The sequence below is a fragment of the Cognataquiflexum aquatile genome (genome assembly GCF_003316845.1).
Taxonomy (GTDB): domain Bacteria; phylum Bacteroidota; class Bacteroidia; order Cytophagales; family Cyclobacteriaceae; genus Cognataquiflexum; species Cognataquiflexum aquatile.
The window spans coordinates 201,678-214,499 of the sequence record NZ_QMIK01000004.1 but is presented as its reverse complement, the minus strand read 5'-3'; the positions used below and the strand labels follow the sequence as shown (position 1 = coordinate 214,499).

Here is a 12,822-nt window from a genome sequence, read left to right as displayed (position 1 = left end):
AATCCCTAACTATGTGCGATACCCTGGTTGCCCTTCCCCACTTTACCAAAAACAAAAACCTGATCTTTGCAAAAAATTCAGACCGCGAACCGGATGAAGCGCAGGCATTACAACATTTTCCAAGGATTTCCCAAAGAGAAAACACAAAAGGGTCCGAACAGAATCAAACGTTAAAGTGCACATATATTGACATTCCACAAGTCAAGGGAAACTATGAAGTGCTGCTTTCCAAGCCATTTCAAATGTGGGGAGCAGAAATGGGTATAAATGAATTTGGAGTTGTGATCGGTAATGAAGCCGTATTTACCAACGTCAAAATCCAAAAACAAAACACAGGATTGACCGGAATGGATATGCTGAGGTTGGCATTGGAACGGAGCGAAACTGCAGAGGAGGCGCTAAACTGTATCACTAACCTTTTGTCCCTCTATGGTCAAAATGCCTGTGGCGGTTACAAAAACAAGGATTTTTTCTACCACAACAGCTACATCATCGCTGATCCAAAAGAGGCCTACATCTTAGAGACAGCGGGTAAATCATGGGCAAGCAGGAAAGTGGAAAGTTTCGCAAGCATTTCCAATGGTCTTGGCATAGGGTCGGATTTTGAAAGTATACATTTGGCAGAGGAAAAACGGACTTTCCCATTTTCTCTCAAACCAAAAACCACTCCTTTTTCCTTTAGGGAGTATTTCTCTGATTTCCTTTATACCAAAGTGGGGAGATCAAAAACCCGCCAAGCCTGCAGCAGCAACCTACTTTCTGCAAGCAAAGGGGACTTTACAGCAGAGAAAGCCATGCAAATCCTCCGAACACACAACCTTCCCGATCCTCAATTCAGTCCAAAAAATTGCAACACTTCTTCCCTCTGCATGCATGCCACAGGAATGACTAATCCAAGTACTACCACAGGCAGTATGGTGGCAGAAATCCGTACAGCCCTTCCGTCCACGGTTTGGATGACAGGAACCTCCATGCCCTGTTTGTCGGTTTACATTCCTTTTTTTATGGGGACAAAAACATTGGGAAATTTCCTCCAACCCGGAGCAAATCCGGACAACTCGTTGTGGTGGAAAGCTGAAAAAATCCATCGGTGGATTTGTGAGGATTATCAATTTCGGAAAACAAGTTTCATCGCGGAAACAAAAAAATTAGAGGAAAGCTTTTTGAAAGAAGAAAAAAACCTCCTCCAATCCAGCGCCAATTCCACTCAACTTGAGGCATTCAGTAGAAATTGTCTCCATGCCGTGATGGACATGTATTCCAATTTTCAAATCTGAATCCGTCTCTAGGGAAATGGCGTTTACCTTTTCAAAAGCTTGAATCCGATATCCCTTCCCTGTCCCTGCATCATCGCGAGATTGATCCAAAAAAAGGCAAACTGCTCCATCAGCCCAAATTTATCATTGCCTCCGATATCATAGCATTCCGCAAATCCTGCATCTTTACCCAATTGGATCGCAATTGTTTTTCCTTTTTTGCTGTCACCTGCAGTAAACAAATCCAAAGTCTTGTCACCATATCGGGGATTGACCATGTTGTTGAATCCCGTGGTATTGAAGCATTTCACGACATCGTTGGTAGCAGTATTTGCGAGGATAGCATCGGCAGTATTGCTAAATCCCTGAGGCCCCCTTCCCATCACAATATTCATGGAGTCAATGATCACCTTTCCTTCCGTATCTCCTAAGGATTGGGCAACTTCAACAGCTGCTGTAGCTGGAACTGCAATAAATATCACCTCGGAAGCAGCCACTGCCTCTTTGACCGGATGCACGGAAGTATTGGGATTGGAAAGTAAATCCATTCCTTTGAAGTTTTCAATATCCTTGACTCCCAAAAGAATTTGGTGTCCAAAATCCGCCCATTTGGTAGCTAAAGCGCCGCCTACGTTTCCTGTTCCTATGATGGCTATTTTCATGGTGTTATCATTATTTTCTTCAATCATTTAATTTAAACAGAAATAACAATAAACTGAAGTCGGGCTGCTTGCTACCATCAGAAACTTCCCTTCAGATGCCAACCCGTGGCTGAGGATAATATCCTAAACTTGGGACATGAGTTTATTATTTGTATGGGTCTTGAATTCAATATTTATCTCTCAAATTTGGATTTATATAGTATCTCAATCAATATACTTACCAATAAGAGCCATACTCACTTTTTGGAAAGTAATGTAAAATTTAGCTTCAGAAGCCGATGCCTGATTTTCTATTTAATAAAAAACTGTATTACAATCCCGTGGAGTTTGCCATGGATAGAATCGGAGGAACCTGGAAAATCCCGATTTTATGGAGATTGAAAGAAAAAACAATGCGGTATGGAGAACTCAAAAAAGACATACCTCACATTACCCACAAGATGCTGACGAGTCAGCTAAGGGAATTGGAAGAAGAGGGTTTTATCCTTAGAAAAGTCTATGCTGTTGTTCCACCAAAAGTGGAATATTCCATCACTGAAAGGGGAATAAAAGCTATTCCTGTGATTGAAGTGATCAGGAATTACGGTTTGGAATTGATGGAGGAAATGCGAATCGGCCATTAAACTTAAAAAAAATAGCCCTTTCGATATTGAATCAAAAGGGCTATTCAAATATTTGGATCTTTTTTTAATTGCTTCCTGCAGCTTTGGCATCTGCTTTGGCTTTCTTCTTAAAGCCTTTTCTAAATGGCCAGGTATATTCCAAAGCTTCTAAGCCCCTGTTGAGGTTCAAAGCCGAACTGTCAACATTCACCATGGTGCTTTTTAGATTTTGGGCAAACTCAGGGTCGTTCAATAACATACCGACGGTGTTATTCTGATCATCAAGTTTTTCAGAAACCTTGTTAAGGTTGTCTGTCAGTACTTTTGTGTTTTCAGCTGTAGCCTGCAACTCACCTACTGTTGCTTTGAGGTTGGCAAAAGTTTCTCTGTCATTGGCAATGTCGTAAAGCAAGGTTCCTTTTTGGTTCAGACTGGAGGAAAACTGACCGAGGTCACCCATCATTTTGTTGCTTTTGGCAGAAGCTGCTTCTAAGTTTGAAAGTGTGTTTTTAAAATTCTCAGCGATCACGCTATCCGTCATCACTGCTCCTACAATACCTTTGCCCTCCGCTATTTTGGTGGTAAGGACTTTTAGATTTTCAGTAATCGTGACAAGGTTTTTATTATTTTCTTGCAATGTTGCCATCATTTTATCCGTATCAAGAGGCATTTCGGCCGTAAGCCTGTCTCCATCTTCCACAGCAGGTGCATTGGTAGTTCCTCCATAGATGACAATGATTTTGTTTCCGATAAGACCATCCGAGCCTATTGTTGCTTTGGAATCTTTGCGTATATAGTCTTTGACCTTGTCCTCAACGCTCATGACGATTTCAACCTGGGATTCCCCATAAAAATTGATCTTCCTGACCGTCCCGATCTTGACACCTGAAAACCAAACGTTATTCCCTGTCTGCAATCCCCCGATGTCATCAAATACAGCATTCAGTTTTATGCTTCTTACAAATTTTTTCTGTTGTCCTCCCATAGTGAGGACGCCGGCTATGAAGATGATGATCCCGATCAGGACAAAAACGCCAACGATCACGGATTTTTTATTGTCATTTCTCATTATCTGATAAAATTATAGTCGTAAAATGATTTCACTTGTTTGTCGGTGGCTTCTTCAAAAACCTTTTCAAAGGTTCCTACCGATGTAAAATGGCCTTTGATCAATACAGCCATTCTGTCTCCTGTCTGTTTGGCGCACGTAAGGTCGTGCGTGATTACAATAGAGGAGGTTTTGTACCTTTCCCTTACCTCGTTGATCAGGTTGTTGATTTCGATACAGGTTACCGGATCCAAGCCTGCGGTAGGCTCATCATAAAGCATGATTTCAGGGTTGAGAATGAGCGTCCTTGCAATCCCGATTCTTTTCTTTTGTCCCCCCGAAAGTTCAGAGGGCATTTGATTGATGGTATTCGGCAAGGCCACGGACTCCAACAATTCCTCAACCTTAAAGTCGATTTCTTTTCTCGTCAGGTTTTTAACATTTCTGACCAAAGGAAATTCTAGGTTTTCCCTAACCGTCATGCTATCATACAATGCAGAAGCCTGAAATGAAAAACCGATTCTAAGTCGCAACTTATTCAGTTCCTTCAAATTAAGGTTAGAGTTATCTATGCCAAATATTTTGATTGTACCCTTATCTTGCTTGAGTAGGCCCACCATGATTTTGATCAAAACGGACTTGCCACTACCGGATTTCCCGAGAACTACAAGGTTTTCTCCTTTATACAAATCGAGGTCAACATTTCTGAGGACATGGTTTTCGCCAAAGGATTTGACCAAACCTCTGATCTCTACGACTTTTTCCTGTTCGTTAAGCATATCGGATGGCATTTACAATTTGCATAATCAAAAGCTCCTCCACAAAAATCAAGAACATAGACATGACTACCGCCGCATTGGCTGCTTGCCCTACTCCCTCTGTTCCTCTTGATGAATTATATCCTTTATAGCATCCCACTATTCCGATGGTAAAACCAAAAACAACTGATTTAATCACTGATGAGAATATATCCAAAAAGGAAACAGCCTCAAACACCTGAACAAAGAATGTTGACAAACTCACGAGTTCATTCGCATTTACGCTGGCAAAAGAACCCATCAATGCCACAAAATCCGTGTACATAACCAAAATGGGGATCATAAATGTAGCTGCCAAAGTACGGGTGATGACAAGGAATTTGAATGGATTGATCGCGGAAACTTCCATCGCATCGATTTGCTCAGTCACATTCATTGACCCAATTTCAGCCCCGATACTCGAGCCTACCTTTCCAGAGGCAATCAAGGCGGTAACCAATGGTCCCAAAGCTCTCACCACTGCGATAGAAATCAGAGAGGGCAACCAAGAGGTAGCGCCAAATTCAGCAAGTGATGGTCTGGATTGATTGGTAAATACAATTCCTATGATAAAACCTGTCAGTGATATCAATGGCAGAGACCGATAGCCAATTTCATAGCATTGTCTCAGGACTTCTTTAAACTCATATGGAGGAAACCAAACTTCCTTAAAAAACCTTTTGACGAATGAAAAAGCCTTAGCCATACCGGTAAAAAACTCATCCAGGTTTTTGGATATTACAGGTTTATCTACCTTTTTGATTTTTGACATAAATAGTTAAAATTCTTTTCCCTAATCTAAACAAATCCAATTGTTTCCAAGGATTATGTTCCCAATATTTCAGTCAATACTTCATTACTTAATGGCTTGACCAAAAAGCCCGACACCTGAGGATATCTGTGGCTTTTTTCGACATCCATTGGGTCCATAGAGGAAGTCAGCATTTTGACAGGAACCTTCTTATTCATTTTATTGAGTTCATCCAAAAAATCCCAACCCTGCATCTCAGGCATGTTGACGTCCAAAATCAAAAGATCTGTGTCATTGTCTTTCAGCCATCCCAGTGCTTCAAAAGGATTTTCAAAAAACAAGAGGTCAATTTCAGGATTGATCCTTAAAATGTTTTTCCGATTGATCATATGTTGGATCTTATCATCATCCACAAAAATCAATTTGTTGATAGGCTTTGTCATTTTGTAAAAAGATTAATCTACACAAGCAACTTAACAATCAAATCTCTTGTCCCATCATCCAAAGTCTATAAAGTTCTGGGAAGCTTTGGAAAGCAATATGACTGTTTACAAATATAACACCATAATCAATGTTTCGGGGAAAGATTTTGATTAATTGAATTTTTAGATTTATCTAATCTTTTTAGCTGTATCAAATTAAGGTGAAACTAAATGTGAATTAAAAAATTTAAAATCAGATACTTACGATACTTTTATTAAACTGAATTCACCTATTTTGTCTACACTTTTTTGTATGTATGCCAAAACAATTTTTGTCAAATTCTAATGGTTCAAGATTAGCCGCCAGTTTTACCGATTATTTTGAAACCTGAAATTTCCAAAAAAAATCTCCTGATTTAATTAAATTGCTTCACAAACCATTGCCGGTTTCAGAATAAAAACCATTACCTATTACTCCCCTATTTCAAAACCCAATTCAAAAAAAATCCTGTAACCCAAACCCAACCATGATGAAAACTCTATTTCTGTTTGTTCTATTCTCCCTATCGATTGGGGTGTTTACTGCCCTTGGACAAGATGGAATTTACGATCCAGATCTCGCTGCAAAACTGAAGGCGGATGATATCGGCATGAAAAAATATGTGATGGCTTTCCTTTATTCGGGAGACCGCGTGGCTGAATATTCCAAAGAGGAAAGGGCAGAAATCCAAAAAGGCCATATGGCCAACATCAGCAAATTGGCAGATATGGGAAAACTTATTTTGGCGGGCCCTTTCTTTGGGACTGAATCCATGCGGGGTATTTTTATTTTTGATGTGGAGACCAAAGAAGAAGCGGAGGAATTGACCAATACCGATCCGGCAGTGAAGGCCGGGGTTTTGAAAATGGAGCTCAGGGAATGGTATGGTTCGGCGGCGGTGATGATGGTTCCTGAGATCCATGCCAAACTCCAAAAACCGAAAAATTGAATTTTTCTTGCTAAGCTTACCTGCCAAATTTTAGCAAAAACTTAAAGAAACCCCACTATAAAAAGATCCTAATTTGGTCCGTAATGCTTGTAAAATTTTATAATTCCGATCTTCTGTTTAGTTTTAAAGGGTAACCCCAAAAAATCTATTCATGCAAAGTAAAAACTATGTTTTGTTCTTATCCATCACTGCTGCATTGGGTGGATTTTTGTTCGGATTTGATACCGCTGTAATTTCAGGAGCAGAACGCGATATCCAAAGACTTTGGAATTTGGACGATTGGAGCCATGGGATGGCTGTGGCCATAGCATTATACGGGACTGTTTTCGGAGCATTGTTTGGAGGAATTCCGGCAGACAAATTTGGCAGGAGGAATTCTTTGATTTGGATCGGGGTATTTTACTTTGTGTCGGCAGTCGGCTCGGCTTTGGCAAATGATGTCAATACCTTTATGTTTTACAGGTTTCTTGGAGGATTGGGTGTCGGAGCCTCCTCGGTGGTTGCTCCAATGTACATCTCAGAAATCGCCCCTGCCAAAAGAAGAGGACAGTTGGTAGCACTATACCAATTCAACATTGTCTTGGGTATACTTATGGCCTATTTTTCAAATTACCTGATTGGGACCGCCAATCTCACCGAAGGATGGCGATGGATGCTTGGTGTGGAAGCTTTACCGGCTTTGATTTATAGTGTTTTGATCCTCAAAGTCCCTAAAAGCCCAAGATGGTTGATCGCTAAAAAACAAGATTATGATACTGCGAGAGAAATTCTCACTAGAACTGACCCTGAAGGGGTGGATGAAGCCATGGAACTTGCCATTGCAGAAAGTAAGGAAATTAGAGGGAAAATCTCCGTCTCTACCCTTTTCAATCCCAAGTTTAGAAAAATCTCCTTTTTTGCTTTCCTGATGGCATTCTTCAATCAGATGTCAGGGATCAATGCCATCATCTATTTTGCACCACGGGTGTTTGAATCTGCGGGGATTTCTACAGAAGATGCGCTGTTTTCTACCATTGGGATCGGTGTCATCAACCTAGTGGCTACCATGCTCGGTCTTTATCTTATTGACAGGATCGGAAGAAAAATGCTCATGTACATTGGATCAGTAGGCTATATCATCTCACTCTCACTGATGGCATACAGTTATTTTGGAGGGTTCATTCCACCACAGCTGCTCCCCTATTTTGTATTTGGTTTCATCACCTCCCATGCCATTGGCCAAGGTTCTGTGATTTGGGTATTCATTGCTGAGATTTTCCCCAACGAACTCCGTGCTTTTGGCCAGTCTTTGGGTTCATTTACCCATTGGATTTTGGCCGCCTTGGTAGCCAATATCTTCCCATATTTTGCCAATACCTACGGAGCAGGTAATATCTTCGCCTTCTTTGCATTGATGATGGTATTACAATTACTTTGGGTAATCTTCAGAATGCCCGAAACCAAAGGAAAATCGTTGGAAGAAATTCAAAAAGAACTACAAAAAAGCCATGTCTAAGAAAGTCATATGTTACGGGGAAATGCTTTGGGATTGTTTTCCTGACCACGAAATCCCCGGAGGAGCGCCCATGAATGTCGCCCTGCACCTCAACCAATTAGGCCTTGACGTACAAATGATCTCCCGGTTGGGAAAAGACGGGTATGGAAAAAGATACCTTGATTTTATCAATTCCTACAATTTCCCCACAAGCTTGGTACAAGAAGATTCTGAACATAGGACTGGAACAGTAACAGTCCATAATGAGGACCCGGAAAACATCAAATACACCATTGTTTCCCCTGCAGCCTGGGATTTTATAGCCTTGACAGAGGAAAATAAAAACGCCGTCAAAGAAGCCGATGCTTTTATTTTTGGGAGTTTGGCTGTCAGAAATACCGTGAGTTGGGAAACTTTGTACCAACTTATGCACCTGCCAACTTTGAAGATTTTTGATATCAATCTCCGTGCACCGTTTTTTGATTTTGAAAAAATAGAACTCATGCTCGGATTTACCGATATCCTGAAGATCAACGAGGACGAATTGGAGATTGTCTCCGATTATTTTAGCGTGCCTTCTGACGTAGAGAGTTGCTGTAAACTTTTGACAACTCGCTTCCCTATCAAATTGGTATGTGTTACCCTAGGTTCAAAAGGAGCACTGATATACCAAAACAGAGAGGTTTTCAGACATCATGGCTACAAAGTCAAAGTGGAAGATACTGTTGGTTCAGGAGATGCTTTTCTTGCGGGATTTGTCAAAACCTACCTTCAGGGTAAAACGCCCAACGAGATACTCGATTTTGCCTGTGCCATGGGCGCTTTTGTAGCTACCAAAAAAGGCGGAACACCGAGGTATGAGGAGAGGGAAGTTTGGAGTATGGTAGGAGATCAGTGATTTAGTGTTCAGTGTTCAGTGGGCGGTGTTCAGTGGGCAGTTTGGCAGGGGTGCAGTGGTCCGTAGTCGGTGAGCAGTAATCAGTCGGCAGTTTTCAGTGAGAAGTATATTTTAATTACAGGTCTCATATTCAAAGAGTAATTATCCGATAGTAAAATTTTTACGAAAATTTATGGATTTCAGGGATTTATTAGCATTCCAGAAAGCTTACTCTCTAGCTATGGAAATTTTTGAAGTAAGTAAATTATTCCCCAAGGAAGAAAAATATTCATTAATTGATCAAATAAGGAGAAGTAGTCGGTCTGTTTGTATAAATATTTCAGAGGGATATAGAAAAAGGATGTATCCTCTCCATTTTGCTTCTAAAATGAGTGATGCTGATATGGAAAATAGTGAAACGGTTGTTTGGCTTGAATTTGCCTTTTCTTGTAAATACTTGGAAGAAAAAACCTACAAACAGCTGGTTTTGAAAAATCAGGAAATTGGTAAATTACTCAATTACATGATTCAGAATCCTGAAAAATTTGGGGCAAAGGTTGGTGGGGCAAAATTTTGAATTTGATTTCAGTCAGTGTAAACCAAAATGCACTTTCAGATTTCATCAATTCCTACTTCGTCAACTTAATTACCCTATACCAAAAAACTGTGATTACCAACAATTCTAGTTACCTTCAAACTGTTACTGGAATACTCAAACCGTTATTGCAAACCACAACTGTTTACTGTTACTGAAAACTGCAAACTGACCACTGCAAACTGAATTAAAACACCTTCCTGATCGTTTCCGCAATCTCTGCCAATTCTTCTTTGCTTATTTTAAGCTTGGGTCTAGTGAAATTGATATCGTCCATGGTGCGAAGCGGGACAAGATGGATGTGAACATGGGGAACTTCCAATCCGATTACAGCCACGCCCACTCTGGTACACTTGATGGTTTTGTCGATGGCTTTGGCTACTTTCTTTGCAAAAATATGGAGTCCCGAAAGTGTCTCATCATCAAGGTTAAAAATATAATCCACTTCCTGTTTTGGAACGACAAGCACATGTCCTTTGACCAAAGGCATGATATCTAAGAAAGCAATGAATTTGTCGTCCTCCGCAATGATTTCTGCAGGGATTTCTTTGTTGATTATTTTGGTGAAAATTGTTGCCATGGGAGTAAAAATAAAAAATCCCGAGGGAGAATCCATCGGGAGAATAATTTTTTAGTAAGATATATCCAAGATTTCAAACTGCAATACCCCTGCCGGTGCATTGATTTCGGCAATTTCTCCGATAGCTTTTCCATTCAGTCCTTTTCCAAATGGGGATGCCAAGGAAATCTTACCTGCCTTGAGGTCGGCTTCTTCTTCGGAAACCAAAGTATAGGAAACCGTCATTCCGTTTTTGATATTTTTGATTTTTACGGTGCTGAGAATCCCAACTTTGGAAGCATCCATTTTGGAATTGTCCATAACACGGGCATTGCCTACTACAGCCTCCAATTTTGCAATCTTCAGTTCAAGCAATCCCTGAGCATCCTTGGCTGCATCATATTCTGCATTTTCGCTCAAATCCCCCTTGTCCCTTGCTTCAGCGATCTGTTTGGCGATATCTATCCTGCCTTTTGTTTTCAATTCCTGAAGTTCATCTTTCAGCCTTTTCAAGCCTTCTTCAGTGTAATATTGTATTTGTCCCATGGTATTCTAAATTTTACTATGCCTATGAAAAATAAAAGAACGGTCTCATTGCTGAAACCGTTTCTCCATTCTAATTTCTTATGTTATGTTACAAAGGTAATTAAATCAGTCAGAGAATGCAATCCATAAGTAAAAAGAAAACTTTTTGGAATTAATGGATCAAGACCATTAATTTAACGATTGCCTTATCTTCTCCACCAATACCTCATTGATTTTGATATAGGATTGATGCGTCCATCCTGCGATATGGGGACTGAAAATCACATTGTTCCGAGCTGCCATTTTTGAGAATTCCGCCTTTTGCTCGGGAGAATAGGTGTTGAATTTCTCGTTTTCCAACACATCTAAAACAGCTCCTTTCAAAATCCCTTGATCCAAAGCTTGGTTTAATGTCTCAAAGGAAATGATTTCTCCTCTCGCTGTATTGATGAGGTAAATGGGTTTTCTGAACTTTTTGAGGACTTCCAAAGTGAAAAAATTCCTTGTTTCTGGTGTCAATGGCACATGCATGCTGACGATATCTGATTCCTCAAGGATAGACTGAAAATCGGTTTCTTTGACGAATTCATTTCCAAAACCGCTTTTGTATTTGTCGTAAGCCAAAATCCTGACATCGAATCCGGTCAGTTTTTTAGCCATTGCGGAACCCATATTTCCATAACCAATGATGCCCACTGTTTTTCCCTGAAGTTCTTCCCCCCGGTTTTCTTCCCTTTTCCAGATCCCTTTTTTGACTTCCCGATCCGCTTTACCGATGTGGTTAAACAAAGCCAAAAGCATCCCAATCGCCTGTTCTCCCACTGCATCCTTATTGCCTTCGGCAGCATGAAACAAGTGGATTCCTCTTTCTTCCAAATACTCCAAATCTATTTTGTCCAAACCTGCACCAGCCCTGCCGATAAACCTGAGTTTGGTAGCCTTTTGTAGCAAAGGCCTATCCATCGGAGTTTTGGACCGGATGATCAATCCCTCATACTCATGGACAATCTCCATGATCTCCTCTCTTTTGATCTCCGGATTATAGTCCACCTCAAACCCTTCATTTTCCAACAAAGGAATAATGCTCAGGTGCATTTCATCGATGATAAGGACTTTCATTTGAGGGTTAAGGATGTTGTAATGGTTGTAACAGTTGTATTGGTTGTAATTGGTGTTAACTTAAAGGAGGATCTCCAAATAAAATAAATCAAGGTTGCTAAAATGATGGATTGTTACTTGGTATTTTTTCCAAATCTCTATTAAGTCACCCTTCTAACATCCCCTACTGAAAACTAACAACTGCTGCTGCAAACTATCACTTCCCTTCTTTAATCCTAGGGTGCAATTCCACAGGTTTTGATGTTTCTTTCTTCCTCATTCTCATATTGATTACCTCGACTGCCAAGGAAAAGAACACTGCGAAATAGATATATCCTTTTGGAACTTCAACATGGAATCCTTCCACAAGTAACATGAATCCTATCAAAATCAGAAAGGAAAGTGCCAATATCTGTAAAGTCGGGTGTTTGTTGATAAACCGGCTGATTTTGCCTGCAAAAGCCATCATAACCCCGATTGAAATGGTCACTGCAATAATCATGATTAACACTTCTTTGACCAAACCTATGGCAGTCAAAATACTATCAAATGAGAACACCATGTCCAGTAAGATGATCTGAAAGACTACCCTGGCAAAATTATTGACAGAATTTGCCTTCACCACTTCAGCTTTTCCTTCCATTTTGTGGTGGATTTCCAAAGTAGATTTGAACAATAAAAACAAGCCCCCACCTGCTAATATCAAATCCCTGCCACTCATTTCAAAATCGAAAACAGTAATCAAAGGCTGTGTAAATTGGATGATATAGGAAATACCCAAAAGCAACAGAATCCTAAAAATCAATGCGAAAGCCAGTCCCAAGGTTCTTGCCTTTGCCTGCTGTGATTCAGGAAGTTTGTTAGAAACAATGGAAATAAAAATAATATTATCAACCCCAAGGACTATTTCCAAAAAGGTCAAAGTCAATAAAGCAATCCAGGTTTCGGTCTGAAGAAAGATTTCCATGTGTGGTTTAGTTAAGTTTTAGCCGATAAGACGTGCGAAGTTATATAGAGTTGTGAATATTTGTTTAAAGAAATTTAAGATTATCATAAATTGACAACATATTCCGTAAAATGTATAACGCTCCAAAAACCGGGGTTTTGGCCTTCACATTAATTACTTTATGAGATCTGAGAAATGGATTGAGTCGTTTGATTTCTTTT

15 protein-coding genes are annotated in these 12,822 nt (G+C 40.1%); 6 read left to right on the top strand and 9 right to left on the bottom strand.

Going from position 1 to position 12,822, the window contains the following annotated elements; translation table 11 throughout:
• Positions 1-11: 11 nt before the first annotated feature.
• Positions 12-1,277: a carcinine hydrolase/isopenicillin-N N-acyltransferase family protein gene (locus DQW11_RS12410; RefSeq protein WP_113924399.1), complete on the top strand. Its 1,266-nt coding sequence runs from the start codon at positions 12-14 to the stop codon at positions 1,275-1,277.
• A 23-nt stretch (positions 1,278-1,300) separates the two neighbouring features.
• Here DQW11_RS12410 and DQW11_RS12405 read toward each other — a convergent pair whose 3' ends face one another.
• Positions 1,301-1,918, bottom strand: a complete 618-nt coding sequence (locus DQW11_RS12405; RefSeq protein ID WP_113924903.1) for an NADPH-dependent F420 reductase — start codon at positions 1,916-1,918, stop codon at positions 1,301-1,303.
• A gap of 278 nt (positions 1,919-2,196) precedes the next feature.
• On the opposite strand from DQW11_RS12405, the gene DQW11_RS12400 reads away from it, so the two are divergent.
• Complete coding sequence (locus tag DQW11_RS12400) at positions 2,197-2,541, top strand: winged helix-turn-helix transcriptional regulator (protein WP_113924398.1); 345 nt, start codon at positions 2,197-2,199, stop codon at positions 2,539-2,541.
• 64 nt (positions 2,542-2,605) lie between these two features.
• Here the strand turns inward: DQW11_RS12400 and DQW11_RS12395 are convergent, their stop codons facing one another.
• Genes DQW11_RS12395 through DQW11_RS12380 form a run of 4 tightly spaced genes read right to left on the bottom strand, consistent with a single transcriptional unit; the run spans position 2,606 to position 5,559 of the window.
• Positions 2,606-3,589 carry an MlaD family protein gene (locus DQW11_RS12395; RefSeq protein ID WP_113924397.1) on the bottom strand — a complete coding sequence of 328 codons (984 nt, stop codon included), beginning with the start codon at positions 3,587-3,589 and terminating at the stop codon, positions 2,606-2,608.
• The gene (locus DQW11_RS12390) at positions 3,589-4,347 is read right to left on the bottom strand and encodes an ABC transporter ATP-binding protein (protein ID WP_113924396.1); all 759 of its coding nucleotides are present in this window, start codon (positions 4,345-4,347) and stop codon (positions 3,589-3,591) included. Before DQW11_RS12390 ends, DQW11_RS12395 begins: the two co-directional genes overlap by 1 nt.
• Positions 4,340-5,137 carry an MlaE family ABC transporter permease gene (locus DQW11_RS12385; protein WP_113924395.1) on the bottom strand — a complete coding sequence of 266 codons (798 nt, stop codon included), beginning with the start codon at positions 5,135-5,137 and terminating at the stop codon, positions 4,340-4,342. The genes DQW11_RS12390 and DQW11_RS12385 overlap by 8 nt, the downstream gene beginning before the upstream one ends.
• Before the next feature lie 53 nt (positions 5,138-5,190).
• Complete coding sequence (locus DQW11_RS12380; protein WP_113924394.1) at positions 5,191-5,559, bottom strand: response regulator; 369 nt, start codon at positions 5,557-5,559, stop codon at positions 5,191-5,193.
• Between the two features lie 506 nt (positions 5,560-6,065).
• Between DQW11_RS12380 and DQW11_RS12375 the strand changes: the two genes are divergently transcribed.
• From DQW11_RS12375 to DQW11_RS12360, 4 genes are all read left to right on the top strand, one after another.
• Positions 6,066-6,527: a YciI family protein gene (locus DQW11_RS12375; protein WP_113924393.1), complete on the top strand. Its 462-nt coding sequence runs from the start codon at positions 6,066-6,068 to the stop codon at positions 6,525-6,527.
• Between the two features lie 151 nt (positions 6,528-6,678).
• Positions 6,679-8,022, top strand: coding sequence for a sugar porter family MFS transporter (locus tag DQW11_RS12370; RefSeq protein WP_113924392.1), 1,344 nt, complete (start codon positions 6,679-6,681; stop codon positions 8,020-8,022).
• Positions 8,015-8,899, top strand: coding sequence for a carbohydrate kinase family protein (locus DQW11_RS12365; RefSeq protein WP_113924391.1), 885 nt, complete (start codon positions 8,015-8,017; stop codon positions 8,897-8,899). The genes DQW11_RS12370 and DQW11_RS12365 overlap by 8 nt, the downstream gene beginning before the upstream one ends.
• Before the next feature lie 172 nt (positions 8,900-9,071).
• On the top strand, positions 9,072-9,455 hold the full coding sequence (locus tag DQW11_RS12360; protein ID WP_113924390.1) for a four helix bundle protein: 384 nt from the start codon (positions 9,072-9,074) through the stop codon (positions 9,453-9,455).
• A gap of 205 nt (positions 9,456-9,660) precedes the next feature.
• Here DQW11_RS12360 and DQW11_RS12355 read toward each other — a convergent pair whose 3' ends face one another.
• The 4 genes from DQW11_RS12355 to DQW11_RS12340 form a co-directional block, all read right to left on the bottom strand.
• Positions 9,661-10,053 carry an HIT family protein gene (locus DQW11_RS12355; RefSeq protein WP_113924902.1) on the bottom strand — a complete coding sequence of 131 codons (393 nt, stop codon included), beginning with the start codon at positions 10,051-10,053 and terminating at the stop codon, positions 9,661-9,663.
• 51 nt (positions 10,054-10,104) lie between these two features.
• Positions 10,105-10,578: a transcription elongation factor GreA gene (greA, locus tag DQW11_RS12350; RefSeq protein ID WP_113924389.1), complete on the bottom strand. Its 474-nt coding sequence runs from the start codon at positions 10,576-10,578 to the stop codon at positions 10,105-10,107.
• A gap of 168 nt (positions 10,579-10,746) precedes the next feature.
• Positions 10,747-11,676, bottom strand: a complete 930-nt coding sequence (locus DQW11_RS12345; RefSeq protein WP_113924388.1) for a 2-hydroxyacid dehydrogenase — start codon at positions 11,674-11,676, stop codon at positions 10,747-10,749.
• A gap of 196 nt (positions 11,677-11,872) precedes the next feature.
• Complete coding sequence (locus DQW11_RS12340) at positions 11,873-12,622, bottom strand: TerC family protein (protein WP_113924387.1); 750 nt, start codon at positions 12,620-12,622, stop codon at positions 11,873-11,875.
• Positions 12,623-12,822 lie beyond the last annotated feature (200 nt).

Bases quoted from the DNA above. Each gene is read 5' to 3' on its own strand.
- DQW11_RS12410 (WP_113924399.1), top strand. From the start codon at position 12: ATGTGCGATACCCTGGTTGCCCTTCCCCACTTTACCAAAAACAAAAAC.
- DQW11_RS12405 (WP_113924903.1), bottom strand. From the start codon at position 1,918: ATGAAAATAGCCATCATAGGAACAGGAAACGTAGGCGGCGCTTTAGCT.
- DQW11_RS12400 (WP_113924398.1), top strand. From the start codon at position 2,197: ATGCCTGATTTTCTATTTAATAAAAAACTGTATTACAATCCCGTGGAG.
- DQW11_RS12395 (WP_113924397.1), bottom strand. From the start codon at position 3,589: ATGAGAAATGACAATAAAAAATCCGTGATCGTTGGCGTTTTTGTCCTG.
- DQW11_RS12390 (WP_113924396.1), bottom strand. From the start codon at position 4,347: ATGCTTAACGAACAGGAAAAAGTCGTAGAGATCAGAGGTTTGGTCAAA.
- DQW11_RS12385 (WP_113924395.1), bottom strand. From the start codon at position 5,137: ATGTCAAAAATCAAAAAGGTAGATAAACCTGTAATATCCAAAAACCTG.
- DQW11_RS12380 (WP_113924394.1), bottom strand. From the start codon at position 5,559: ATGACAAAGCCTATCAACAAATTGATTTTTGTGGATGATGATAAGATC.
- DQW11_RS12375 (WP_113924393.1), top strand. From the start codon at position 6,066: ATGATGAAAACTCTATTTCTGTTTGTTCTATTCTCCCTATCGATTGGG.
- DQW11_RS12370 (WP_113924392.1), top strand. From the start codon at position 6,679: ATGCAAAGTAAAAACTATGTTTTGTTCTTATCCATCACTGCTGCATTG.
- DQW11_RS12365 (WP_113924391.1), top strand. From the start codon at position 8,015: ATGTCTAAGAAAGTCATATGTTACGGGGAAATGCTTTGGGATTGTTTT.
- DQW11_RS12360 (WP_113924390.1), top strand. From the start codon at position 9,072: ATGGATTTCAGGGATTTATTAGCATTCCAGAAAGCTTACTCTCTAGCT.
- DQW11_RS12355 (WP_113924902.1), bottom strand. From the start codon at position 10,053: ATGGCAACAATTTTCACCAAAATAATCAACAAAGAAATCCCTGCAGAA.
- greA (WP_113924389.1), bottom strand. From the start codon at position 10,578: ATGGGACAAATACAATATTACACTGAAGAAGGCTTGAAAAGGCTGAAA.
- DQW11_RS12345 (WP_113924388.1), bottom strand. From the start codon at position 11,676: ATGAAAGTCCTTATCATCGATGAAATGCACCTGAGCATTATTCCTTTG.
- DQW11_RS12340 (WP_113924387.1), bottom strand. From the start codon at position 12,622: ATGGAAATCTTTCTTCAGACCGAAACCTGGATTGCTTTATTGACTTTG.